Origin of the sequence: Mesorhizobium newzealandense (assembly GCF_042682145.1) — a bacterium.
Taxonomy (GTDB): domain Bacteria; phylum Pseudomonadota; class Alphaproteobacteria; order Rhizobiales; family Rhizobiaceae; genus Mesorhizobium; species Mesorhizobium newzealandense.
In genome coordinates, this window is the sequence record NZ_JBHUGZ010000032.1 from 148,769 (window position 1) to 171,742 (window position 22,974).

A 22,974-nucleotide genomic window follows, 5' to 3' on the forward strand; every position below is an offset into this window, starting at 1 on the left:
AATGTCGGGACCGCAAGTCGCCATCGACCTTGGCCGCATCGAGCGCAACACCCGCACGATCGTCGAACGCTGCGCGCAGTCGGGCATCAAGGTATTCGGCGTCACCAAGGGCACCTGCGGCATGCCGCAAGTGGCGCGCGCCATGCTGCGCGGCGGCGTCGCCGGCATCGCCGAGTCGCGTTTCGAGAACATCCGCCGGCTGCGCGACAGCGGCGTCAACGCACCGATCATGCTGTTGCGCAGCCCGCCGATGGCGCGTGTCGAGGAGGTGGTGCGCACCGTCGACATCAGCCTGCAGTCGGAATTGACGATCATCCGCGAGATTTCGCGCATCGCCGAGCGCATGGGCCGCGTTCATGACATCATGCTGATGATCGATCTCGGCGATCTCAGGGAAGGCATCTGGCCGAGCGACCTGATCCCCACGGTCGAACAGATCCTGCAGTTCAAGGGCGTGCGCATCGCCGGCATCGGCACCAATCTCGGCTGTTTCGGCGCCATCATGCCGACCGAGGAAAATCTCGGGCAGCTGGTCGCCCACGCCTACAAGACCGAGCGCCTGTCCGGCAAAAGCCTCGACTGGATCTCGGGCGGCGCCTCATCGTCGCTGCCGTTGCTGCTTGAAGGCAAGCTACCCGCCGGCATCAACAATCTGCGCGTCGGCGAAGCGATCCTGCAAGGCGGGGTCGAAACTTTCCGCGATGTGCCGTGGGCTGAACTCGAACCCGACGCCTGCCGCCTGACCAGCGACATCATCGAGGTCAAGCTCAAGCCGTCACGGCCGATCGGGCAATCCGGCTACGACGCCTTCGGCAACCAGCCGGTCTTCCCCGACGAGGGCGACAGGCTGCGCGCCATCGCCAATATCGGCCGCGAGGACGTGCTGGTCGAGGGACTGACGCCGATCGCCAAGGGGGTGCGCGTGCTCGGCGCCTCCAGCGACCATCTGCTGCTGGATGTGGCGGATGCCGACCCGCCGCCCGGCGTCGGCGACCGCGTCGCCTTCCGCATGAGCTACGGCGCCATGCTGCTGGCGATGACCTCGGAATATGTCGAGAAGGCCCCGATGCACGATGTCGAGGATTTTTCCGGCCGCAAGATGGTGTCGATATTGGCGGAACAGGGCGCCGCCGGGATTCTGGCTCGGGAAGGTACCGGCGCGCGGCTGGAAGCGATGAATTTCGACGTCGTCGAATTGGCCGATATCGAGCGGCCGCCATCGGGGCTGATCCGGCTGACCGCCGGCGCCGACCGCCGCATCGCGCACAAGGCGCTGACCGCAACGGCGCGCGCGACGCATTCCTTCGGCCTGATCTGGATCGATTCCATCGCTGCCCTGATGCCCGAGGACGAGGATGGCATCGACCTTCCGGAACGAGCGGTGCTGGCCCGCGCGCTTGGCCTCGATCACAAGGCGGGTGCGCTGCAGCCGCAGCTGTCGCCGGAGAATGTCGTCATCGTCGGCTTGCGCCATGCCGATCCGGCCGAGGCGAGAGTGCTGAAGGATTCGCGCGTCGCCGCCTTCACCATGACCGATATCGACGCCATGGGCATGCGCGACCTGATGCACGAGGCGATCCGCATCGCCACTTCAGGCACGCAGGGTTTTCACGTCAGCTATTCGCCTGATGTCACCGAATTCGCCGGCTGGGCGGCAGGTTCCGGTGGCCTCACCGTGCGCGAAACACATCAGGCGATGGAGGCGATCGCGCTCTCCGGCGGGCTGTTGTCGATGGATGTTTCGGGCCTGACCGCGGATCTGGAGCCTCGGATCGGCACCGATACGGTCAACTTCGTCATGTCGGCATTCGGCAAGCGGATCTTGTAGCTGAGCATGGTCCCGAAAAGTGGGTTCCGGTTTTCGGAAAAGATCATGCTCAAACACAGACCCTATCCCTGCTCTTCGACTGCCGCGCGCCATGCGCTGATGTAGTCGCCCCAGACCGGATCGGTCGGCGGCTCCATTCTGTCGCCTTTGCCATGGGCCGTTACCGGACCCGAAGCGAGCAGTGCTGCGCCAATGCTGGTGCCGGTGGCGGCCTCTGACGCGACAACGGCGCGTGCCGTGCTTGCCGCCAGCATGCCGACAAAGAGCCGGTTGCGGGCAAAGGGCCCCTCGACCGTGGTCGGGCCGTCGGCGCCGATCAGATCGAGGCAGGTCGCCGTCATCAGCGCCAGATAGAACGAGATGGCGGCGAAGCGCTGGCCGCGTGTGATGTGGTCTGCGTCAAGCCATGTCGCGGCATGGTGCGGGAACGGCCCCGACCCTTGCTGGGTCGATGGCAGCAGCAATGTCTTTCGCGCCAGTACGGCGCCGACATCAGCTTCGGTCCAGTTGTCCGGCTGGCCTTCCGTCAGCACGGAAAACTCGCGGCCGCCCATGAAGCGCGCCGAAGGCACAGGCGCGCCTAGAGCGCTGACGTTGACCAGCGTATCGCGCGCCGCATCCAGCACAATCTGCTTGCCGCCGACCGCCATCGACACCACCCAGGTGCCGGTCGAGACCACGGAGAAAGGCGGCGCGTCGGACAGGAGATGCGGCAGCAACGATGCGTTGGAATCGTGCAGGCCGCAGAACACCGGCGTCTGCGGATCGAGCCCGGTTCGCGCGGCAAGTGCAGGCAGGATCGGGCCGAGGCGGTCTTTGGCTGGCCGGGCCGGCGCCATCAGCTCGCGCCAGCCCAGGCGGTCGATCAGCGACGAAAAATCCGCTGTCCACGGGTTCCACAGATCGGTGTGGCAGCCGAGCGAGGTCACTTCGTTGGCGGCGACACCGGTCAGGCGCAGAGCCCAGTACTGCGGGTACATCAGCATCGCGGCGGCCTTGGCGAACTCCGCCGGGAAGCGCTTCTGCTGCCAGAAGAATTGCGCGCCGAGATTGAGGCCTAGCGGCAAGCGCGGCGTGCCGGTCTCGGCGAAGGGTGGACGGAACGCATCATAGTCCACTGCCAGACTGTCGGGGCCATCGAATTCATAATCGAGGACGGGCAGCACCAGGTCGTTCGCGGCGTCGACCAGTGCGCCCGTCGCGCCATGCGTGGTGATGGAAATGGCGTCGATGCGCTGTTCGCGGTTGAGGCCGGCAAGGCTGTCGAGGATGAATGTCCACAGCGCCTCGACATTGTGATGCGGGTAGGGCGCCTGCCGCACCGGCGCATTGGCTATGCGGCGCAGCGCCACTTCGCTCAGCGTGGCGAGATCGACCAGCGCCACCTTGGCATTGGTCTTGCCGATATCGATGACGGCGATGTGGCGCATCGCGCTCATTTCATATGGAACACGGTTTCCAGCGGCACGGCCACCGGCTCATTGTCTGGCTTGGTCTCCATGATGTCGGCCATGTGAGCCCACCAGCGCTGCATCACCGGATGCTTCGGCAGATCGTCCATGCCGTGATCGTCTCGCCGCCACAGCACGCCGAACAGGATACTGGTCTCTTCGTCGAGATGAATCGAATAGTCGGAAACGCCGGCCTGCTTCAGGAGAGCGACCAGCGACGGCCAGATTTCGTCGTGGCGCTTCTTGTATTCGGTCTTCATGCCGGGTTTTAGTTTCATCTTGAACGCATATTTCTCAGCCATCAGCGTCCTCCGCGCAGCCGCCGCCAGACGATCGGCAGCGCGATGACGATGATCAACAGCAGGCCGATGAAGATCGACATGACGATGCCTGGCACGTTGAGCAGGCCAAGCCCGAAGGTCACCAGTCCCATGATGAAGGCGGCGAGCACGACGCCCAAAATGCTGCCAGCGCCGCCGAGGATGCTGACACCGCCGAGCACCACCATGGTGATCACTTCCAGTTCATAGCCTTGCGCGATCGACGGCCTCGTCGAGCCGAGCCGCGAGGTGATCAGCACCGAGGCGATGCCCGACATCAGCCCGGTGAGGCAAAACAGCACGAACTTGGTGCGCCCGACGCGCACACCGGAAAATTGCGCCGCGACCGGATTGTTGCCGATAGCAAAGACCCGACGCCCGAAACTCGTCCGGTGCAGCACGAACCAGTAGACGACGGCCGCGATGAGGAAGAGCACCAGTTCGAACGACACCACCCACCAGACATAGCCCTGGCCGAAGAAGGCGAAGCTTTCGGGATAGCCCTTGTAGGCCTGGTCGCCGAGGACGATGAAGGCGATGCCACGAAACAGGCTCATCGTGCCGATGGTGACGACGATGGATGGCAATCCCAGCCTTGTCACCAGCAGCCCATTGAAGGCGCCGCAACCAAGCCCGACGACGATGCCGATCAGCACCAGCACCGGCGTGCCGGCGCCGGCCTGCACCGCCATGCCCATCATCGTCGACGCCAGCGCGATGATGGCGGCGACCGACAGGTCGATCTCGCCCGAAATGATTAGCAGCGCCATGGCAAAGGCGATCAGACCCTTTTCGGTGAAATTGAAGGTCAGGTCGGACAGCGAGTACGGGTCGAGGAAATAGGGCGAGGCGAAGCTGTTGATGGCGAAGATGGCGACGGCCACCACGACCAGCAGCGCCTCCCAGGAAAAGATCGCCGAACTCAGCGGTTTGTCGAGCCGGTCGGGAATGTGGCGCGGGGCAGGGACGTCGGTCATGTCACTGCCTCCACTTTTCGCAGGATGATGCGGCCCTGCTGACGTTCGCCGCGCGCGTTGAGCACGACGGCGAGGATGATGGCGCTGCCCGAAATCGCCATCTGCCAGAAGGGCGAGATGTTGATGACCGGCAGCGCGTTGGAAATGATGCCGAGGAACAACGCGCCCAGCACCGCGCCACCGACCGAGCCGATGCCGCCGGCAATCGAAATACCGCCGATGACGCAGGCGGCGATGATGTTGAGTTCATAGCCGTTGGCGACCTCGACCGAAGCAATCACATAGCGCGATATCCAGAGATAGCCGGAAAGACCGCCGATCATGCCGGAGATGCAGAAGACGATGAATTTCGTTCGGCCGACATCGATCCCGGCATAGACCGATGCCGTCGGATTGACGCCGATGGCATAGATCGAACGGCCGAGCGCTGTGCGCGTCATCAAGACGAAGAACAGCGCAATCACCAGGATGGCGATCCAGGACAGCACAGGGATGCCGAGGAAGGCCGCGCGTTGAAAGCCGATGAAGTCGGGGCTCATCTTGTCGGCATTGACCCAGGCGCCGCCGGACAGGACGAAAGTGGCGCCGCGATAGATGGTCAGCGTTCCGAGCGTAACCACGATCGAGGGGATGTTCAGCCGCCACACCAAGAGGCCGTTGATGGCGCCCAGCACCAGCCCGACCAGCAGCGCAATGACGATCAGCAGCGGGATCGGGATCGCCGGGTGCGCCGCGTTCATCATCGCCACCACCATGCCGGTGAAGCAGAGGTTGGACGCCATCGACAGGTCGATCGACCGGGTCAGGATGACGACCATCTGGCCCAGCGCCAGGATCATCAGGATCGAGGTGTCGTTGAACACCTGGCGCAGATTGCCGGGGTCGGCGAAGGCCGGGAAGCGCGTCGAGATCAGCCCGATGAGCACAACGATTGCCGCCAGCAGCCAGATTTCGCGGTGTTTGAGAAAGGCTTTCATGCCGCGATCCCCGCTGCCGTCCGGACCAGCGTCTCGGCGTCCAGTCCCTTGTTGTCGTAGACCGCCACGACAAGGCCCTCGCGCATGACGACGACGCGGTCGGACATGCCGAGGATTTCCGGCAGCTCCGACGATACCATGATCACCGACAGGCCCTGTGCCACCAATTCTGCCATGAAGCCGTGCACCGCGGCCTTCGAGCCGATATCGATGCCCTTGGTCGGCTCGTCGAGGATGATCACCTTGGGCGCGGTCGCCAGCCATTTGGCGATGACGATCTTCTGCTGGTTGCCGCCCGACAAAGTGCCGACATCCTGGCTGAGCGAAGAGGCGCGCAGGTCGAGCCGCTCGGTGTAGGAGCGGGCGAGCGCGAATTCTTCCGACAGCCGCAGCAGGCCGGATTTCGAGGTGCGCTTGAGTGAAGGCAGCGAGACGTTCTGGAAGATCGGCAGGCCGATCACCACCCCCTGCTTGCCGCGCTCCTCCGGCACGTAGACGATGCCGGCATCGATCGAATCCGCCGCCGATTTCGGCGCGATCGTCTTGCCTTCCAGCGTGATCGTGCCGCCCGTGGTGCGGGTGATGCCTGAAATCGCTTGCATCACCTCGCTGCGCCCGGCGCCGACAAGGCCGTAGAAGCCGAGGATTTCGCCCTTGTGCAATTCGAAGCCGATGTCGTTGAATTCGGTCGGGTGCGATAGGCCGGAGACGGAAAGCACCGGCGCGCCGATTTCGGCTTTGCGCTGCGGAAAGATGTGGTCGACCGAGCGGCCGACCATCATGCGCACGATCTGGCTCTGGCCGGCATCCTTGATCAGGCCTTCGCCGACCATCTCGCCATCGCGGAACACCGTGTAGCGGTCGGCGATGCGGTAGATCTCGTCGAACTTGTGACTGATGAACAGGATCGCCTTGCCTTCGCTCTTGAGGAACTCGATGAGCAGGAAAAGCTCCTCGATCTCCTTCATCGAAAGCGCCGCGGTCGGCTCGTCCATGATGACGATCTGGGCGTCGATCGACATGGCGCGGGCGACGGCGACGAGATGCTTGTTGGCGATGCCAAGGTCCTTCAGTCGCGCATCGGCGTCGATATGGCCGGCATGCATGGCGTCGAGCACTTCGCGCGCATTTTTGCGCATGGTGCGCCAGTCGATGGTGCCGAAGCGCGTGCGCGGCGCGTGGCCAAGAAAGATGTTTTCGGCCACCGTCAGGTCGTCGAACAGCACGGTTTCCTGATGGATAGCGGTGACGCCATAGCCGAAGGCGGCATGCGCGCTGGGCAGAGTGACGGCCTGACCGTCGATGCTGATGGTGCCCGTATCGGGCTGGTAGATGCCGGTCATGATCTTGACCAGCGTCGACTTGCCGGCGCCGTTTTCGCCGATCAGTGCTGTCACCTGGCCCGGATAGAGCGACAGGCTGACATCATGCAGCGCACGCACACCGGGGAAACTCTTTGAGACGCCAGACAGCGTCAGACGCGGAGTCGAGGCCGGTGGCCTCTCCTTTGCCGTGCCGTGTTGGGCTGTCGTGTCCATAGTCGTATCAAGCCCTGAAACAAGGTCCGTTTGAAGTCGCGGCGGAACGAGAGCCCCGCCGCGACAGCTCGAAGCAGCTGCAGATCAATAGATCTTGGAGAACTTCTCGATGTTGCTCTTGTCGAACTGGAAGGGCGGAGCCATCGCAGCCGAATTGGTGTCGTCGAGCGTGACCTTGCCGACGCGGCCGATCGACAGCGTGGCGCCTGGCTTGGCCTCTTCCTTCTTCACCGCCAGATCGTGAGCGAGGTAGACAGCCGAGTAGCCGAGATCGATCGGGTTCCACAGGGCCACGGCCTGCGAGGCACCGTTGTCGATGAACTTCTTGAACTCGGACGGCAGCGCCAGGCCGGTGACGTTGACCTTGCCGATCAGGTTCTCGTCGGTCACCACCTGAGCCGCGGCAACGACGCCGACGGTGGTCGGCGCGATGATCGCCTTGAGGTTCGGATAGGACTTAAGCAGGCCCTTGGCTTCGTCCGTGCTCTTGGCCGAGTCATCGTCGCCGTAGACGGTGGCAACGAGTTTGATCTTGGGGAACTTCTCCGGCAGGATTTTCTTGGCCGCGTCGATCCAGGCGTTCTGGTTGGTCGCGGTCGAGGACGCTGACAGGATGGCGACGTCGCCGCCTTCCGGCAGGTAGTCGGCGGCAAGCTTGATGATGGTTTCGCCGATCAGGCCGGTGTCGGACGGGTTGAGGTGAAGCTGGCGGCCTTCCTTGGCGACGCCCGAATCCCAGGAGATGACGGTAATGCCGCGCTCCATGGCCTTCTTCAGCACCGGCACCAGCGCGTCGGCGTCATTGGCCGAAATGGCGATGGCGTTGACCTTCTGGGCGATCAGCGAATTGACCACTTCGATCTGCGCTTCGGCGGTCGCCTTGGTCGGACCGGTGTAGATGATATCGACGTCGCCGAGTTCCTTGGCCGCCTCTTCGGCGCCCTTGTTGGCGGCATCGAAGAAGCCGTTGCCGAGCGACTTCACCACCAGCGCGATCTTGACGTTTTCGGCATAGGCCGCATTCACGAACATGGCGGCCGAGAAAGCCGCCGTCACCATCAATTTCTTCAAAAAGCTCATCGAATATCCTCCCTTGAGCGTTGCATTCCATCGCCGCTGCGGGCGTGAGTTGGCCTCAGGCCTGCAGTGAAGATTCTTCCTTGTTGGTTGCCGATTTGCGGGCGACGATCAGCGTCACGCCCGCGGTTTCGAGCATTTTGGCTTCGCGATCCTCGATGCCGTCATCGGTGATGACAGTGGCGATGCGCGACAGGCCGCACAGGATCAGGCTGGAGCGTTTGCGGAATTTCGAGGAATCGACCAGCACCACCAGCTCGTCGGCCTGGTCGATCAGTTTCTGCTCCGCCTGGATCAGCAGCGGGTCGCCTTCCATCAGGCCGAGCGGTCCGAGCCCCTGCGCGCCCATGAACATGCGGCGCGCATAGAAATTGCGCGTCACGTCATTGTCGAAGGGCGACAGGATGATGTTCTGCTCGCGGTAGATGGTGCCGCCCGACAGCATCACCGTGTTCTTGGAGTGCTTCAGCAGATGCTCGGCGATCGGGAACGAATTGGTGAAGATCGGCATGCGGCGGCCGGTCAGGAAATGCACCATCTGGAAGGTGGTGGTGCCGCCGTTGATGATGATCGGTTCGCCGTCCTTGCACAACTCGACCGCTTCGCGTGCAATCGCCCGCTTTTGCGCTGCGTTGAGCGTTTCGTTGACGGAAAAGGGCCGGCCGGCGAGGCCGATGAACTGCGGCGGCGAGATCGCCTCGGCGCCGCCACGCACACGGCGCAGGCGCTTCTGGACATGCAATGCCGCGATATCGCGCCGGATCGTCGCCTCGGAGGACTCCGTCAGGTCGACCATCTCCTGCACCGTCACCACAGGCTTTTCCTGGACGGCGGACAGAATGATCCTGTGGCGCTCTTTTTCGTGCATGGTTCCTCCCTGCCTGAGCATCTAGGCACTCAAAACGAGCAATGTCAATCATTTCCGATCATATAATTTCATTGTGCAGTGCAATATGATCGATATTGATCGTTTGTGATTGACAAGCGGCCTGCTTGCGTAGACATTCCCGGCAAAATGGACTGCTCTTTTTGCGTCCCAGGGAGGATATCTATGCTCGACAAGCGCTCCGGTTCGCGTCTCGCCAATCTGTGGGATGATGCGAAGGCCAAGGGGATGAGCGATCCTGAGCTTCTGGTCTATCGCTCGAACACGCTCGGCTCCGACAAGCGCGTCACCAACTATGGCGGCGGCAACACCTCCTCGAAAATCCAGCAGAAAGACCCGCTGACCGGTGAAGACGTCGAAGTGCTTTGGGTCAAGGGCTCGGGCGGCGACAGCGCCTCGATTAAAACAGACGGTTTTGCGACGCTCTACATGGACAAGTTGCGCGCGCTCAAAGGCCTCTATCGTGGCTTGGCGCATGAGGACGAGATGGTCGGTTTCCTGCCGCACTGCACCTTCAATTTGAACCCACGCGCGGCCTCGATCGACACGCCGCTGCACGCCTTCGTGCCGAAGCCTTTCGTCGATCATATGCATCCCGACGCGATCATCGCCATCGCTGCCGCAAAGGATTCCAAGGCGCTGACCAGGGAGATCTTCGGCGATGCCATCGGCTGGCTGCCGTGGAAGCGGCCGGGTTTCGAACTCGGCCTTTGGCTGGAGAAATTCTGCCTCGAACATCCCGCCGCCAAGGGCGTCATTCTCGAGAGCCATGGCCTGTTCACCTGGGGCGACACGCCGAAGGAATGCTACGAGACGACGATTTCGGTCATCAATCAGGCGATCGAATGGTTCGAGCGCCGGTCCGAAGGCCTGGCGATCTTCGGCGGCGAAGCGGTCAAATCGCTCGACGCTGCATCACGCCGTGCCATTGCCGCGAAGCTGATGCCCAGGATCCGCGGCCTGATCTCGGAAAAGAGCCACAAGCTCGGTCACTTCGACGACCAGCCCGCCGTGCTCGAATTCGTCAACTCCAGGGATTTGCGGCCGCTGGCGGCACTCGGCACCTCATGCCCGGACCATTTCCTGCGCACCAAGATCCGCCCGCTGGTCATTGAATTCGATCCGGCAAAGCCCGATGTCGATGCCGTCATTGCCCGTCTAGCCGACGATATTGCCGCCTATCGAGTTGGCTACCAGGCCTATTACGACAGCTGCAAGCATCCGGACTCGCCCGCGATCCGCGATCCCAATGCGGTGGTCTACCTGATGCCCGGCGTCGGCATGTTCACCTTCGCCGGTGACAAGGCGACGGCCCGCATCTCGGGCGAATTCTATGTCAACGCCATCAACGTCATGCGCGGTGCCTCGACGGTCTCGTCCTATGTCGGCTTGCCCGCACAGGAAGCCTTCGACATCGAATACTGGCTGCTCGAGGACCTGAAGCTGCAGCGCATGCCGAAGCCGAAGGCGCTCGCCGGCCAGATCGCGCTGGTCACCGGCGGCGCCGGCGGCATCGGCCGCGCGACGGCCAGCCGGCTGCTGCGCGAAGGCGCCTGCGTCGTGCTGGCCGACATCGACGAGACAGCGCTCGCCAGCGCCAATGACGAGTTGGCGAAAGCCCATGGCAAGGATTTCGTCCGCCCGGTGCTGATCAACGTCACGTCAGAGGACCAGGTCATCTCCGGCTTCGCCGAGATGGCGGTCGAATTCGGCGGCATCGACATTCTGGTATCGAATGCCGGTCTCGCCTCCTCGGCGCCGATCGAGGAAACCACGCTGGCGCTGTGGAACAAGAACATGGACATCCTGTCCACCGGTTATTTCCTGGTGTCCAGGGAAGCGTTCCGGCTGTTCCGGGTGCAGAAGATCGGCGGCAATGTCGTCTTCGTCGCCTCCAAGAACGGCCTTGCCGCGTCGCCCAATGCCGCCGCCTATTGCACGGCCAAGGCGGCCGAGATCCATCTGGCACGCTGCCTTGCACTGGAAGGCGCGGAAGCGCAGATCCGGGTCAATGTCGTCAACCCGGACGCCGTGCTGCGCGGCTCGAAGATCTGGACCGGCGAGTGGAAGGAACAGCGCGCCGCCGCCTACAAGATGTCGACCGACGACCTGGAGGAGCACTATCGCTCGCGCTCAATGCTGAAGCGTTCGGTCTTCCCGGAAGACATTGCCGAGGCGATCTATTTCTTCGCCTCCGACATGTCGGCCAAGTCGACCGGCAACATCATCAATGTCGACGCCGGCAACGCGCAGAGCTTTACGCGATAATCCATTGAAGGCGGCGCCGGAGCGCTTTCCTTCTCGCCGTCTCTAGACGGGGAGAAGGTGCCGGCAGGCGGATGAGGGGCAGCGCCGACCGAACGCATCTGGGAGGAAACTTTAGTGTCCGAATTCATCATTTCCGCCGACGTCGTCGACAAGGACAACGCCACGCGCAAGGCCGATCTCGAGCGCGACTACGCATCGCTGGGCGAGCGCCTCGACCGCCGTGGCATTGCCATCGACGCCATCCGCGACAAGGTCGAGAAATTCGCCGTAGCTATTCCCTCCTGGGGCGTCGGCACCGGCGGCACCCGCTTTGCCCGCTTTCCCGGCGCCGGCGAGCCACGCGACATCTTCGACAAGATCGAGGACTGTGCCGTCATCCAGCAATTGACGCAGGCGACACCGACCGTCTCCTTGCACATTCCGTGGGACAAGGCCGACCCGAAGCGGCTGAAACAGGCGGCCTCGCGCTTCGGCCTCGGTTTCGACGCCATGAATTCCAACACCTTCTCGGATGCGAAGGACCAGACGCTTTCCTACAAATTCGGCTCGCTGTCACATGCTGATGCCGGTACACGCCGGCAAGCGGTCGAGCACAATCTCGAATGCATCGAGATCGGCAAGACGCTGGGCTCCAAGGCGCTGACGGTGTGGATCGGCGACGGCTCGAACTTTCCCGGCCAGGTCAATTTCGCCAGGGCATTCGAGCGCTATCTCGATGCGATGAAAGAGGTCTATGCCGGACTGCCGGACGGTTGGAAACTGTTCACCGAGCACAAGATGTACGAACCGGCCTTCTACTCCACCGTCGTGCAGGACTGGGGCACCAACTACATGATCGCCAAGGAATTGGGCGACAAGGCGTTCTGCCTGGTCGACCTTGGCCATCACGCGCCCAACGTCAATATCGAGATGATCGTGTCGCGGCTGATCCAGTTCAAGAAACTCGGTGGCTTCCATTTCAACGATTCGAAATATGGCGATGACGACCTCGATGCCGGTTCGATCGATCCCTACCGGCTGTTCCTTGTCTTCAACGAACTGGTCGATGCCGAGCTTTCCGGCGCCGAGGGTTTCGATCCGGCCCATATGCTCGACCAGAGCCACAATGTCACCGATCCGATCGAAAGCCTGATGCTGTCGGCGGTCGAGGTGCAGCGCGGCTATGCGCAGGCGCTGCTGGTCGACCGCAAGGCGCTGGAAACCTACCAGGACAGCAATGATGCGCTGATGGCGACGCAGACGCTGAAAGCCGCCTACCGCACCGATGTCGAGCCGATCCTCGCCATGGCGCGGTTGAAGACGGGCGGCGCCATCGATCCGGTTGCCGCTTACCGGGCGGCCGGGTACCGCGCCAAGGTGGCGGCGGAACGTCCCGCGGTCGCCGGCGGCTCGGGCGGCATTGTCTGACATCTGAATTGATCCGTCTGGTCCACCATTGATGGTGGACTCGGCGGCCCTGACGGGTTCTTCTAGGCGTCCCCCCGCCCGGAGAACCGCCATGCCTCTCACCCGTCGGACATTGATCGCCGCCACACTTTCCTTCACCTTCGTCCTGGCCCCGTTGACGAGCGTCTTCGCCGCGTCGCCCGCACCAGCCAAGGGGGAGCACGGCATGGTGGTCACGGCCCAGCATCTGGCGTCCGAAGTGGGTGTCGAGGTCTTGAAGAAGGGCGGCAATGCCGTCGATGCCGCGGTCGCCGTCGGCTATGCGCTGGCCGTCGTCTACCCCAATGCCGGCAATATCGGCGGCGGCGGCTTCATGACCATCCGCTTCAAGGACGGCAAATCGACCTTCCTCGATTTTCGCGAGCGGGCGCCGCTTGCGGCGACCAAGACGATGTATCTCGACAAGGACGGCAACCCGGTGAAGGGCGCCAGCCTCAACGGCTACCTCGCGGTCGGCGTGCCAGGCTCAGTGGCTGGTTTAGAGATGGCCCGCGAAAAATATGGCAAATTGTCCAGACAGGATCTGATGGCGCCGGCAATCAGCTATGCCAAGGACGGATTCATCCTCAATCAGGGCGACGCCGCCTCTTTTGCCGGCAGCGCCGACAGGCTGGCGAAGGATCCCGCGGCTGCCGCCATTTTCCTGAAACCCGATGGCAAGCCATATGGCATCGGCGAGCGTCTGATCCAGCCTGACCTTGCCGCCTCGCTCGCCGCCATTTCCGAGAAAGGCCCTGATGCGTTCTACAAAGGCGCCATTGCCGATGCCATCGTCAAGGCGAGCGGCGCCAAGGGCGGCATCCTGGCCAAGCCGGATTTCGAGCAATATGCGGTTCGCGAACTCAAACCGGTGACCTGCAGCTATCGCGGCTACGAGATCACATCCTCGCCGCCGCCGAGTTCCGGTGGCGTCATCATCTGCGAAATCCTCAACGTGCTCCAAGGCTATCCGTTGTCCTACCTCGGCGCCGGCTCGGCCGAGACGGTCCATGTCATGGTTGAGGCGATGCGCTACGCCTATGTCGACCGCAATTCGGCGCTCGGGGATCCCGATTTCGTCGACAATCCGGTCTCGAAACTGCTGGACAAGGCCTACGCCAAGGATATCCGCGACAAGATCGATCCGTTCCGGGCCGGCGTGTCGCAGGACCTGATGCCGAAGGGCTTTGGCGAGAGCAAGGAGACGACGCATTATTCGATCGTCGACGATGACGGCAACGCGGTCGCAGTCACCTACACGCTGAACGGCTCCTTCGGCGCCGGCGTCGTCGCCGACGGCACCGGCATCCTGCTCAACAACGAGATGGACGATTTCACCCAGAAACCTGGCGTGCCCAATCTCTATGGTCTGGTTCAGGGCGAGGCGAACGCCATCCAGCCGAAGAAGACGCCGCTGTCGTCGATGAGCCCGACAGTGGTGGCCAAGGACGGCAAGCCGTTCATGGTCATCGGCAGCCCGGGCGGCTCGCGCATCATCACCATCACACTGGAAGCGATCATCAATGTCATCGACCACGGCATGAACATCCAGGAGGCGATCGACGCGCCGCGCATTCATCACCAGTGGCTGCCCGACACGGTCTACATCGAGCCGTTCGGACTTTCACCCGATACCGAAAAGTTGCTGGCCGGCATGGGCTATCACCTCGATCTCGGTGATTCGACCTGGGGTCAGGCTGCGGGCATTCTGGTCGGCGGCAAGAGCCTGGCGGAGATCGAGAAGGGCGGCGGCGCCCGCTACAACGGCGCCATCGACAGCCGTGCGGCCTCCGGCGAGGCACTTGGATATTAGAGCATCGGCTCAGAAGGCCGATGCTGGACTTTCTGTCCGATTAGAGCAATTCCAGGAAAAGTGTGAAACGGTTTTCCCGGGAAAAGCGCGTAGCGCTTTCCCTTAGGGAATTGCGTCGAAACAAAGAGATAGAGTGGTTCTCCGTTTCCGTGAAACGCTCTAGGCGACCAGCGTGATGGTGGATGCGACCAGCATCAAGGCGGCGATGGCGACGAACAGCGCGTAGATTCGCGGCCGGTCGAGCAGCAGCGCGTTTCCCCCTATCCAGGCCGATGTGGCGCCGCCAAGCGCGAAGAGGAAACCGTTGCGGTGCCCGAAGGTCATCGACGCGGCCATCAGCCCGCCGATGATCAGCGCGCCGAACACGATGATCACGGCAACCGCATATTTCTCGAAATCGTTGCCGCCGCCAATGGTTGGCCCGATCGCGTTCAACGTCGGCAGATCGTCCGGATCGAAGGGATTCGTCGATCCATATTCGTTTTGACCGGCAGGCTCTCGCATTATTCGTTCTCCGTATAGCGGCAACAAATCATCAAGGCTTGCCGAGCGCAACCCGATCGCACTGCCCTCGATGCGTTCGGCACGGTCTTCTACACCTTCTGTCGCGGCTTGCCGCCGACTTTTTGATTGGTGCCGGGCTGTCCTCTCTCAGGCAATCCCGGAGCCGGCTTGCCCGAAGGCGGCCGTGGACCATGCCGTTGTGGACTGAATTCGTGGAGGAAAGATGATGCCGGATATGGATTCGGTCCGGCCGGAGGCGATTTTGGGTGGCGTGATGTCGCACGGGCGACGTGACGGACCGGATCGCCTCGCAGCGTCAGCGGATTTCGCGGCCCAGCGACACGTCATGATGTCATACTTCAAGCCTTGCTCTTAGCACTGCGGTCTGCGGGCAGGCCGGGCGGCATGCATCAGAACTTCATGCTGAGGCTGCCCTTGATGACGCGGCCTTCGCCATAGATGCAGCTGAGGTCGGGATTGCTGCCGCTCTCATAGCAGGTCGAGTAGTAGGTCTTGTCGAATAGGTTGGAGACATTGAGCGCCGCCTGCCAGCCATTCTTCTTGTAGCGCAAAGCCGCGTCGACCAGCGTGTGGCCGGGCACGTTGACCGTGTTCGTGTTGTCGCCAAAACTCGCGCCGATGTAACGCACGCCGGCGCCGAGGCTCAAGCCCTCGAGCACGCCGCTACCAACTTCATAGTTGGCCCACAGCGATGCCTGATGTTCCGGCACCCTGGCAGGGCGGTTGCCGGCGTCGTCGCCCTTCGCTATCTCCGCATCGAGATAGGTGTAGGCCGCTGTCGTGCTCAGGCCGAAAGCGAGATCGGCAGTGGCCTCGATCTCGAGGCCGCGATGGCGGACTTCTCCGGTCTGGACCTGGCCAAGCGGATTGCTCGGATCGGTCGTCAGAACATTGGTCTTGCGCAGGTCGAACAGCGACGCGGTGAGGTATCCGGGGAAGAAGGTCGGCTCGTACTTCACGCCGACTTCGTACTGCTTTCCCTTGGAGGGCTGGAACGGCACATTGGCCAGTGTCTGGCCGATATTGGTGGTGAAGGATTCGGCATAGCCGGCATAGGGCGTCAGGCCATTGTCGAAGAGATAGCCGATGCCGACATTGCCGGTGAAGGCATGGTCCTTCTGATCGTAGCTGCCCGTACCAATCCGGTCTTGATTGGTGTTGTCGACCCAGGCCTGCCGGACGCCGAGGGTCAGGACCCAGTGGTCGGCGATCTTGGACTGGTTTTGTGCATAAAGACCGATCTGACCGATCGTCTGCACGCGATCGGCAATGATGAGACCCGGCGGCGTGACCGGGATCGAGTAGTCCGGGTTCAGGGTGTCCAGTGGCGGACCTTCCCCGTAGCCGTTCTGCCCGTCGACCGACTGCCTGTTGTAATCGAGACCGAACAGCAGCTTGTTTTCGACCGCGCCGAAGGTCGCCTTGTATTCGGCCTGGTTGTCGACGTTGAACAGACTTGCCGTCTCATCCACGGTGAACAGCGTACGCGACATCGTATGATCGTTGATCATGTCCGGGCCACCAAGCCACTCGCCATAATAGAGCTGCCGATAGTCGGTTTCCTGCCGCGAGTAGCGCAGGTTCTGCCGCACTGTCCAATGGTCGTCGAACTCATGGCTGAACTGGTAGCCGATCGAACCATGGTTGGCATCGAAACGGTCGAAGTCGGGCGAGCCGGCGAAGAAATTACGCGGCAGATTGCCATACTGCGCCGGCAGAAACTGAATCGGCGTCAGCCTGTCCCACTGGTAGTTGGCCAGGATGGTCAGCGAGGTCTGCGCATCCGGCTGCCATTTGAGCGCCGGCGCGACGAAGATGCGGTCGTTGCGGGAATAGTCGGTTTCGATCTCGCCGTTGCGAACCAGACCGGTCAGCCGGTAGGACCATACGCCGGCATCGTTCGATCGGGCCGCCGACATCGAGCCCGGCCTCGACCGTGTTGAAGCTGCCATAGCTGAGGAAGCCGTCATAAATCGGCTTGTCCGTCGGCCGCTTGGTGATGGCATTGACCATGCCGCCAGCCTCGTTCTCGCCGTAGAGCACCGAGGACGGTCCCTTCAGCACCTCGATTCGCTCCAGCCCATAGGGTTCGATCTTGAAGCCGGAGAAATCGATCACCTTCTGCGGCAGCCCGTCGCGATAGATCGCCGATGTGCAGAGGTCAAAACCGCGGATCAGGCATTGGTCGAACCGGTCGTCGATACCCCATGGCGAAGGGGTGACGCCGGCAAGGTACGATAGACTGTCCTCAAGCTGCTCCGGCTGGCGATCGTCGAGTTGTTTGCGAGTGATGACCGACACCGACTGCGGAATTTCCTTCAGCGGCGTGTCGGTCTTCGAGCCGGTGGTGGTATTCTTGGCGATATAGCCGTCATCCGGGCCGACCGGGCTGCCGGTCTGCCCCTCGACATTGATCGGGTTGAGTTCGGTCGTGGCGTCCTGCGCCAGGGCCTGCGCGCAAATCAGCGTCGAGAGCGACGCGACCACAAGGCCCTGGACGCGGCCTCTCCGACGCGCCGCCCGATATGCACTCAACCCCATCTCGATACCCCTCGCTGCCTGCGATGCGCACAGCCGCGGTCCGGCCGCGCACCAAATTCAAATTGTTGACTCATTTAATCATCTTCAATGTTGACTATTAAACTCATGTTTCATAGTCAACCGGCCATCGGCTGCCGGCAGCCAGATTTTTGGGATTGCGTCGTTCTGGAGAAAAACCGTGCCTGACATCCACGACCAGACGGATTTCCGCACAGGCGCCGTGTGGTGATAGCGGCCCTCGAATCGCACAGGGCCGACCGTCGCCGCGGCCAGATCACCCGGCGCGGCGCGCTGGGACTTTTGGTTCTGCCCTTCACCGGAATTTCATCGCCATCTGCCGCGGCGAAGCCGCTGCGCATCGTCTGCCTGGATGACGGCCTGGCCGAGACCTTGCTCATGCTCGGCGTCGGCCCGGTCGCCATTGCCGGTCGCGACGTCTGGGAGACCTGGGTGGTCGAGCCGCCGCTGCCGCCCGACATCGCCGATGTCGGCACGCTGCTCGAGCCCAATCTTGAATTGCTGCAGCAGCTTGCCCCCGACATCATCCTGGCCATGCCATATCTCGACGGCATCAAGCCGCTGCTCGAACGCGTGGCGCCGGTAACGACGATCGGGCTCTATACCGAAGCCGGGCAGCCCTATCAGCGCGCCGTCGAGGCGACGCGCCAGCTCGCCGGGCTTGTCGGCAAGGAAAGCGAAGGCGAAGCGCTGATCGCGGCGACGGATGTGTATTTTTCAGAAGTTCGCCAGCAACTGGCGCCGCTATCGGCGCGGCCGATCTATGTCGTCAGCTTCATGGATCCGCGCAATGTGCGCGTCTACGGCAAGAAAAGCCTGTTTCAGGAGGTGTTCGACCGCATCGGGCTAAGCAACGCCTGGACCGGCGAGACCAACTATTGGGGGTTTGCAACCGTCGGCATCGACGGCCTGGGGACATCCCGCGACGCACGCCTCGCCTATCTGGAGCCTTTGCCCGACGGCGCCGGCGGCACGCTGACCGAAAGCCCGGTGTGGAACGCCATGCCCTTCGTGCGCAACCGCTCGATCATGCGCCTCCCCGCCGTGCTGATGTTCGGCGCACTTCCCTCGGCCACCCGCTTCGCCCGGGTTCTGGCCAAGGCGATGACAGAGGGAAACACCCGATGAGGGATGGCGCAGCGACCTTGCCTGGCGACACCAGCCCAGCCTCAGCCGACCGCGCGCGGTCGGCTGGCATCTTCGACAATTATCCGCTCGGCGCGATCCTGCTTTGCGTGGTGCTTGTCGGCGGCGCGGTGGTCGCAACCCTGTCCAACCTTGTTGTGCAGCTGCCGCCGGGACTCTGGCTCGAAGCCTTCGCGAAGCCCGACATCGATGACATGCGGCAGGTGCTCGTCCACTACGCCTTCCTGCCAAGGCTTGCTGTCAGCCTGCTGTGCGGCGCGGCACTCGGACTTGCCGGAACCGTCCTGCAACAGGTTCTGCGCAACCCGCTGGCCTCGCCCGAAACCGTCGGCGTCTCGGCCGGTGCCTATCTGGCGCTGGCGCTGGCGACGCTTCTTGCACCGTCCTTGCTCGCCTTCGGCCGCGAATGGGTGGCGCTGGCCGGCGCCTTCGTCGCCCTGGCCGCCGTCTTCGCTTTGTCCTGGCACAAGGGCCTGTCACCGCTTTCGGTCGTGCTGGCCGGGCTGGTCGTCAGCCTCTATGCCGGTGCCATCGGCGCGGCATTGGTGGTGCTGCGGCACGAATGGCTGGCCAGCCTGTTCATCTGGGGCGCCGGTTCGCTCGGCCAGCAGGACTGGTCGACGACGCTGTGGCTGTTGCCACGCATCGGCACTGCTGCGCTGGCGATCTTCCTCATGGTGCGGCCGCTGACCTTGCTTGGCCTCGACGAGGAAGGCGCGCGCAGCCTTGGCGTCCCGCTCGGCCTCTATCGCTTCGCCGGGCTGGCGGCGGCCGTCGCGTTGATCGCCTTCGTCGTTGCCGTTGTCGGCGTTATCGGCTTTGTCGGCCTGGCCGCCGCCACCCTCGCGCGCATCGGCGGCGCGCGCCGGCTGGGTCAGCAGCTGGTAATGGCGCCGCTCATCGGCGGTGCATTGCTGTGGGCCGCCGATCAGGCCGTGCAGATCGCCACCGGACCGCAAGGCGACCTGCTGCCGACCGGAGCGATCACCACGCTCCTCGGCGCGCCTCTGCTGCTCTGGCTGCTGCCGCGCCTTGCCCTTGGTTCGGAAGCCCCGGCATTGACGGCCGAGCGCCTGCCGCGCGCGAGCCGGCCCGGCCTTGTGCAGGCGGCGATTGGCCTGGCTCTGCTTTTGCTGTTGGGACTGGCCTTGCTCTATGGGCCGGGGCCACATGGCTGGACCTTCGCTCTCGGCGATGCGCTACAGCCGCTGCTGTCGTGGCGGTGGCCTCGTGTGCTTGCCGCGCTGAGTGCCGGCGCGATGCTGGCGCTTGCCGGGTTGATGATGCAGCGACTGACCGGCAATCCGATGGCCAGCCCCGAAGTGCTGGGCATCAGCGCCGGCGCCGCGCTGGGCATGATGGTGGCGCTGTTCGCGCTCGCCGATTCCAGTCGCCCGCTGCAGACCGCGGCCGCCACCATTGGCGCCTTCGGAGCTCTTCTGGTGACGCTGGCCATCGGCCGCCGTGCCGCCTATGCACCGGAACGGCTGCTGCTCGCCGGCGTGGCTTTGACGGCTTTGTTCGACGCGCTGATCCTCGTGCTCACCGCCACCGGCGATCCGCGCGCCATGCTGCTGCTCAACTGGCTCACCGGCTCGACCTATGGCGTCGATCCGAGCGCCGCCCTGCTGACGGGCGGCATCGCCGTCTGCCTCTTTGCGCTCGCGCCCCTCTTCATGCGCTGGCTCGACATCCTGCCGCTCGGGGCCGCCGCCGTTCAAGGTCTAGGCATCAACCTGAAGGGGACGCGGCTTCTTGTGCTGCTGGTGGTCGCAGCACTCACCGCCGCCTCGACGCTGATCGTCGGCCCGCTGACCTTCATCGGCCTGATGGCGCCGCATCTTGCCCGTCGCCTCGGCCTTTCCCGCGCGCTGCCGCAAGCAGCCGGCGCGGTGCTCGCCGGCGCGCTGATCATGGTTGCAGCAGACTGGATCGGCCGCACCGCCATCTTCCCGCACCAGATCCCGGCCGGCCTGGTCGCCACGCTGATCGGCGGCCCGGTATTGATGTGGCTGCTGCGCCGCCGCTGACTTTTTTGTCCCTGTGGAGATATCCATGCCCAAGTCGATGGCGACGCCAGCCCTGATCGCCGACACCACGGTTCATGATTTCACACCCGCACATGGCGACGACCCCTGGCGGATATTCCTGCATGTGCCGGCAAAGCCGGCGCCTGACGCCGGCTGGCCGGTCCTCTACATGACCGACGGCAATGCCGTCATCGGTACCGCCGTCGACGTGGTGCGCGCGCAGGCGAGCTATCCCGCCGGCACCAACGTCTGCGAAGGCGTCATCGTTGCCATCGGCTATCCCGTCGAGGGGGCCTATGATCCGCTGCGGCGCTCATGGGATCTCGGCCCGCCGCCGGGCAAGATCTATCCGCCCTTCTATGATGGCACGCCTGATGTCAGGACAGGCGGGGCAGGGGAATTCCTTGCCTTCATCGAGGACGAATTGAAGCCCTGGGTGGCAAGCCGCGCCCGGATCGATGAAAGCCGCCAGGCGCTTTATGGCCATTCCTTCGGTGGCCTGTTTGCGCTCTATGCCCTGTTCACCCGCCCGCTCTCGTTCCGGACCTGGATCGCGGCCAGTCCCGCCATCTATTGGGAAGACCGCGCCATCGACCGCTTTCTCGAAGCCTTCGAGGCCGCCGTTCCTGCAGGCCCGGCGGTGAACGTGATCCTGTCGGCTGGCGAGTACGAGACCGAGAAGCTGGCGCCGTTCCAGATTGGCGCCGAGGACGAAGAAAAGCGACTGCAGCAAAAGCAGATGACACGCACCGACGAATTCGCGCGGACAATGGCGGAGCGTCTCGCCGCTCTCCCGGGCGTGAGCGCGAGCTTCGAACTGCACGCCAGCGAGACCCACATGTCGATCCTGCCGGTGACAGTCAATCGTGCGGTTCAGGCCGCGTTTGCGGTGCGTGGGTCGGGCTAGGCGCCTCCGGTCCGGATCTTGAAATCACCAGTTCCTGTCTTGCCGCGATATCCGCGGTCATCGCGCCAAAGCGCAGGGCGCAGCGAAATATCCCCCCCGGCGCGACGACAACCAGGCGGCCTCTTTCCTTCGCCGCGAGATAACCGTCGGGTTCGGCGGTCGCCGGCAGCACGAGGCCGAGCGCGTCCTGGTCGGCGCCGCGCGTGATCCAGCGAACGGCGTAGTTGAGCTCCGCCGGGCGAAAGCTGACAAAATCCGCGGTCTGGTCCGGATGCACCTGCAAGGCGTGCGCCCAACCTTCGGCGTCTGCCTTGGCTTTCATCGTCAGCACGAGTTCGGGGTCAATCGGCTCGCCTTTGGTCAGCATACGATGCCGCGAAGGATCGGCGACAATGGCGTCACGGTAAGCAAGGTAGCTGTCGCTTGGCGTGAAAAAGGGTGGGAGCACCTGCCGCACGACAATGTCGGCGCGGTCATCAGCGACGCTGTCGACAAGGCGCCCGCCGTCCGCCGGCCTGAAATTGATGTGCGCCAGGTACATCAGCTCCATTGGCGAGTGTTTCAGGTTCTCGATGGCGATGTCGACGGCCACGCTGGTGCCGTCGCGCTGCAGCCGCACGGTTGGCTGTGCCACATAGTCGTGACTGAAGGCGACCGTCTGGCGGCTGCGCCCGGTAACAGCCATGAACGACCCCTCGGCGTTTTCCCCGACTATGAGCTGCACATCTCTGTAAGGCGCATTGGGCAGGTCGCCGTGCAGCGGATGGCGATCGCTCGGGCCCGGGTTTCCCATCGCCGTCGCGCCGCAATGAATGAAGAACGCACCGTAGGACGAGAGATAGTCCCGGGTCGCAATCGGCTCGTCGAACATCGAGCGCATGGTCAGTGAACGGCCGAGGAATGTCGCGTCCCAAATCTGCTGCCCCTGGAACGGCAGCATGACGATCTCCCCCTTTTCGTTGCTGATCCGAAGAGCGGCGACGCCGGATTGGTAGCGAAATGCGGTTGCGACGAGGCCGGCGTATCGCGCAACGATGGTTTCCGACGAGCCAAACTGCTCTGGAACGAGGTCAATGAGAACGTGGTCGGGGTGCATGTTTCAGCCTCTGTCTGCCGCCGGCTGATAGTCGCAGGAAACGTTTGGAAATCAACGGCAGCGCGTCTCACATGGTCTGCCAAAACGGTTGATGATCGAGCGCCTCCGCGCCCTCCCAGCATCGGTGAGAGCTTCGAACTGCGTGGCGGTG

17 protein-coding genes and 1 pseudogene are annotated in these 22,974 nt (G+C 63.3%); 7 read left to right on the forward strand and 11 right to left on the reverse strand.

What is annotated here, in order from left to right:
- The first annotated feature begins 1 nt into the window (after nucleotide 1).
- Nucleotides 2–1,828: an alanine racemase gene (locus ACFSOZ_RS38485; RefSeq protein ID WP_379107116.1), complete on the forward strand. Its 1,827-nt coding sequence runs from the start codon at nucleotides 2–4 to the stop codon at nucleotides 1,826–1,828.
- A 62-nt stretch (nucleotides 1,829–1,890) separates the two neighbouring features.
- Here the strand turns inward: ACFSOZ_RS38485 and ACFSOZ_RS38490 are convergent, their stop codons facing one another.
- The 7 genes from ACFSOZ_RS38490 to ACFSOZ_RS38520 form a co-directional block, all read right to left on the reverse strand.
- Nucleotides 1,891–3,267 (reverse strand): FGGY-family carbohydrate kinase, encoded by a 1,377-nt coding sequence (locus ACFSOZ_RS38490; protein WP_379107119.1) that lies wholly within the window; start codon nucleotides 3,265–3,267, stop codon nucleotides 1,891–1,893.
- Nucleotides 3,264–3,581: an L-rhamnose mutarotase gene (gene rhaM, locus ACFSOZ_RS38495; RefSeq protein ID WP_379107121.1), complete on the reverse strand. Its 318-nt coding sequence runs from the start codon at nucleotides 3,579–3,581 to the stop codon at nucleotides 3,264–3,266. The genes ACFSOZ_RS38490 and rhaM overlap by 4 nt, the downstream gene beginning before the upstream one ends.
- Nucleotides 3,581–4,576: an ABC transporter permease gene (locus ACFSOZ_RS38500; RefSeq protein WP_379107123.1), complete on the reverse strand. Its 996-nt coding sequence runs from the start codon at nucleotides 4,574–4,576 to the stop codon at nucleotides 3,581–3,583. The genes rhaM and ACFSOZ_RS38500 overlap by 1 nt, the downstream gene beginning before the upstream one ends.
- Nucleotides 4,573–5,553, reverse strand: a complete 981-nt coding sequence (locus tag ACFSOZ_RS38505; protein ID WP_379107125.1) for an ABC transporter permease — start codon at nucleotides 5,551–5,553, stop codon at nucleotides 4,573–4,575. Before ACFSOZ_RS38505 ends, ACFSOZ_RS38500 begins: the two co-directional genes overlap by 4 nt.
- Complete coding sequence (locus tag ACFSOZ_RS38510) at nucleotides 5,550–7,091, reverse strand: sugar ABC transporter ATP-binding protein (protein ID WP_379107128.1); 1,542 nt, start codon at nucleotides 7,089–7,091, stop codon at nucleotides 5,550–5,552. The genes ACFSOZ_RS38505 and ACFSOZ_RS38510 overlap by 4 nt, the downstream gene beginning before the upstream one ends.
- Nucleotides 7,092–7,175: 84 nt before the next feature.
- A complete protein-coding gene (gene rhaS, locus ACFSOZ_RS38515) occupies nucleotides 7,176–8,171 on the reverse strand; it encodes a rhamnose ABC transporter substrate-binding protein (protein ID WP_027055502.1) in 996 nt (331 codons plus the stop codon).
- Nucleotides 8,172–8,226: 55 nt separating this feature from the next.
- Nucleotides 8,227–9,036 carry a DeoR/GlpR family DNA-binding transcription regulator gene (locus ACFSOZ_RS38520; RefSeq protein WP_379107130.1) on the reverse strand — a complete coding sequence of 270 codons (810 nt, stop codon included), beginning with the start codon at nucleotides 9,034–9,036 and terminating at the stop codon, nucleotides 8,227–8,229.
- Between the two features lie 183 nt (nucleotides 9,037–9,219).
- Here ACFSOZ_RS38520 and ACFSOZ_RS38525 point away from each other — a divergent pair, with 183 nt between their 5' ends.
- The 3 genes from ACFSOZ_RS38525 to ggt all read left to right on the forward strand — a co-directional run bounded on the left by ACFSOZ_RS38525 (nucleotide 9,220) and on the right by ggt (nucleotide 14,560).
- The gene (locus ACFSOZ_RS38525; RefSeq protein ID WP_379107132.1) at nucleotides 9,220–11,322 is read left to right on the forward strand and encodes a bifunctional rhamnulose-1-phosphate aldolase/short-chain dehydrogenase; all 2,103 of its coding nucleotides are present in this window, start codon (nucleotides 9,220–9,222) and stop codon (nucleotides 11,320–11,322) included.
- Between the two features lie 114 nt (nucleotides 11,323–11,436).
- Nucleotides 11,437–12,729, forward strand: coding sequence for an L-rhamnose catabolism isomerase (rhaI, locus tag ACFSOZ_RS38530; RefSeq protein ID WP_379107134.1), 1,293 nt, complete (start codon nucleotides 11,437–11,439; stop codon nucleotides 12,727–12,729).
- 91 nt (nucleotides 12,730–12,820) lie between these two features.
- On the forward strand, nucleotides 12,821–14,560 hold the full coding sequence (gene ggt / locus ACFSOZ_RS38535) for a gamma-glutamyltransferase (protein WP_379107137.1): 1,740 nt from the start codon (nucleotides 12,821–12,823) through the stop codon (nucleotides 14,558–14,560).
- Between the two features lie 159 nt (nucleotides 14,561–14,719).
- Here the strand turns inward: ggt and ACFSOZ_RS38540 are convergent, their stop codons facing one another.
- From ACFSOZ_RS38540 to ACFSOZ_RS38550, 3 genes and pseudogenes are all read right to left on the reverse strand, one after another.
- Entirely contained in the window at nucleotides 14,720–15,064 is a 345-nt protein-coding gene (locus ACFSOZ_RS38540; RefSeq protein ID WP_379107139.1) for a hypothetical protein, read from the reverse strand.
- A gap of 410 nt (nucleotides 15,065–15,474) precedes the next feature.
- Nucleotides 15,475–17,091, reverse strand: a complete 1,617-nt coding sequence (locus ACFSOZ_RS38545) for a TonB-dependent siderophore receptor (protein WP_379107141.1) — start codon at nucleotides 17,089–17,091, stop codon at nucleotides 15,475–15,477.
- A 19-nt stretch (nucleotides 17,092–17,110) separates the two neighbouring features.
- A pseudogene (locus ACFSOZ_RS38550) lies at nucleotides 17,111–17,626 on the reverse strand (TonB-dependent receptor plug domain-containing protein); the annotation flags it as partial.
- A 225-nt stretch (nucleotides 17,627–17,851) separates the two neighbouring features.
- Here ACFSOZ_RS38550 and ACFSOZ_RS38555 point away from each other — a divergent pair.
- From ACFSOZ_RS38555 to ACFSOZ_RS38565, 3 genes are read left to right on the forward strand one after another with little or no spacing between them, the layout of a single operon-like run.
- Entirely contained in the window at nucleotides 17,852–18,772 is a 921-nt protein-coding gene (locus tag ACFSOZ_RS38555) for an ABC transporter substrate-binding protein (RefSeq protein ID WP_379107143.1), read from the forward strand.
- Nucleotides 18,769–20,820: a Fe(3+)-hydroxamate ABC transporter permease FhuB gene (gene fhuB / locus ACFSOZ_RS38560; RefSeq protein ID WP_379107145.1), complete on the forward strand. Its 2,052-nt coding sequence runs from the start codon at nucleotides 18,769–18,771 to the stop codon at nucleotides 20,818–20,820. The genes ACFSOZ_RS38555 and fhuB overlap by 4 nt, the downstream gene beginning before the upstream one ends.
- A gap of 25 nt (nucleotides 20,821–20,845) precedes the next feature.
- Entirely contained in the window at nucleotides 20,846–21,727 is an 882-nt protein-coding gene (locus ACFSOZ_RS38565; protein ID WP_379107148.1) for an alpha/beta hydrolase, read from the forward strand.
- Here the strand turns inward: ACFSOZ_RS38565 and ACFSOZ_RS38570 are convergent.
- A complete protein-coding gene (locus ACFSOZ_RS38570) occupies nucleotides 21,681–22,823 on the reverse strand; it encodes a DUF4432 family protein (RefSeq protein WP_379107150.1) in 1,143 nt (380 codons plus the stop codon). The genes ACFSOZ_RS38565 and ACFSOZ_RS38570 overlap by 47 nt on opposite strands.
- Between the last annotated feature and the right edge of the window lie 151 nt (nucleotides 22,824–22,974).

What these genes read in the sequence shown, in the direction of transcription:
- ACFSOZ_RS38485 (WP_379107116.1), top strand. Translation starts at nt 2, where the DNA reads ATGTCGGGACCGCAAGTCGCCATCGACCTTGGCCGCATCGAGCGCAAC.
- ACFSOZ_RS38490 (WP_379107119.1), bottom strand. Translation starts at nt 3,267, where the DNA reads ATGAGCGCGATGCGCCACATCGCCGTCATCGATATCGGCAAGACCAAT.
- rhaM (WP_379107121.1), bottom strand. Translation starts at nt 3,581, where the DNA reads ATGGCTGAGAAATATGCGTTCAAGATGAAACTAAAACCCGGCATGAAG.
- ACFSOZ_RS38500 (WP_379107123.1), bottom strand. Translation starts at nt 4,576, where the DNA reads ATGACCGACGTCCCTGCCCCGCGCCACATTCCCGACCGGCTCGACAAA.
- ACFSOZ_RS38505 (WP_379107125.1), bottom strand. Translation starts at nt 5,553, where the DNA reads ATGAAAGCCTTTCTCAAACACCGCGAAATCTGGCTGCTGGCGGCAATC.
- ACFSOZ_RS38510 (WP_379107128.1), bottom strand. Translation starts at nt 7,091, where the DNA reads ATGGACACGACAGCCCAACACGGCACGGCAAAGGAGAGGCCACCGGCC.
- rhaS (WP_027055502.1), bottom strand. Translation starts at nt 8,171, where the DNA reads ATGAGCTTTTTGAAGAAATTGATGGTGACGGCGGCTTTCTCGGCCGCC.
- ACFSOZ_RS38520 (WP_379107130.1), bottom strand. Translation starts at nt 9,036, where the DNA reads ATGCACGAAAAAGAGCGCCACAGGATCATTCTGTCCGCCGTCCAGGAA.
- ACFSOZ_RS38525 (WP_379107132.1), top strand. Translation starts at nt 9,220, where the DNA reads ATGCTCGACAAGCGCTCCGGTTCGCGTCTCGCCAATCTGTGGGATGAT.
- ggt (WP_379107137.1), top strand. Translation starts at nt 12,821, where the DNA reads ATGCCTCTCACCCGTCGGACATTGATCGCCGCCACACTTTCCTTCACC.
- ACFSOZ_RS38540 (WP_379107139.1), bottom strand. Translation starts at nt 15,064, where the DNA reads ATGCGAGAGCCTGCCGGTCAAAACGAATATGGATCGACGAATCCCTTC.
- ACFSOZ_RS38545 (WP_379107141.1), bottom strand. Translation starts at nt 17,091, where the DNA reads ATGCCATCACCAAGCGGCCGACGGACAAGCCGATTTATGACGGCTTCC.
- fhuB (WP_379107145.1), top strand. Translation starts at nt 18,769, where the DNA reads ATGAGGGATGGCGCAGCGACCTTGCCTGGCGACACCAGCCCAGCCTCA.
- ACFSOZ_RS38565 (WP_379107148.1), top strand. Translation starts at nt 20,846, where the DNA reads ATGCCCAAGTCGATGGCGACGCCAGCCCTGATCGCCGACACCACGGTT.
- ACFSOZ_RS38570 (WP_379107150.1), bottom strand. Translation starts at nt 22,823, where the DNA reads ATGCACCCCGACCACGTTCTCATTGACCTCGTTCCAGAGCAGTTTGGC.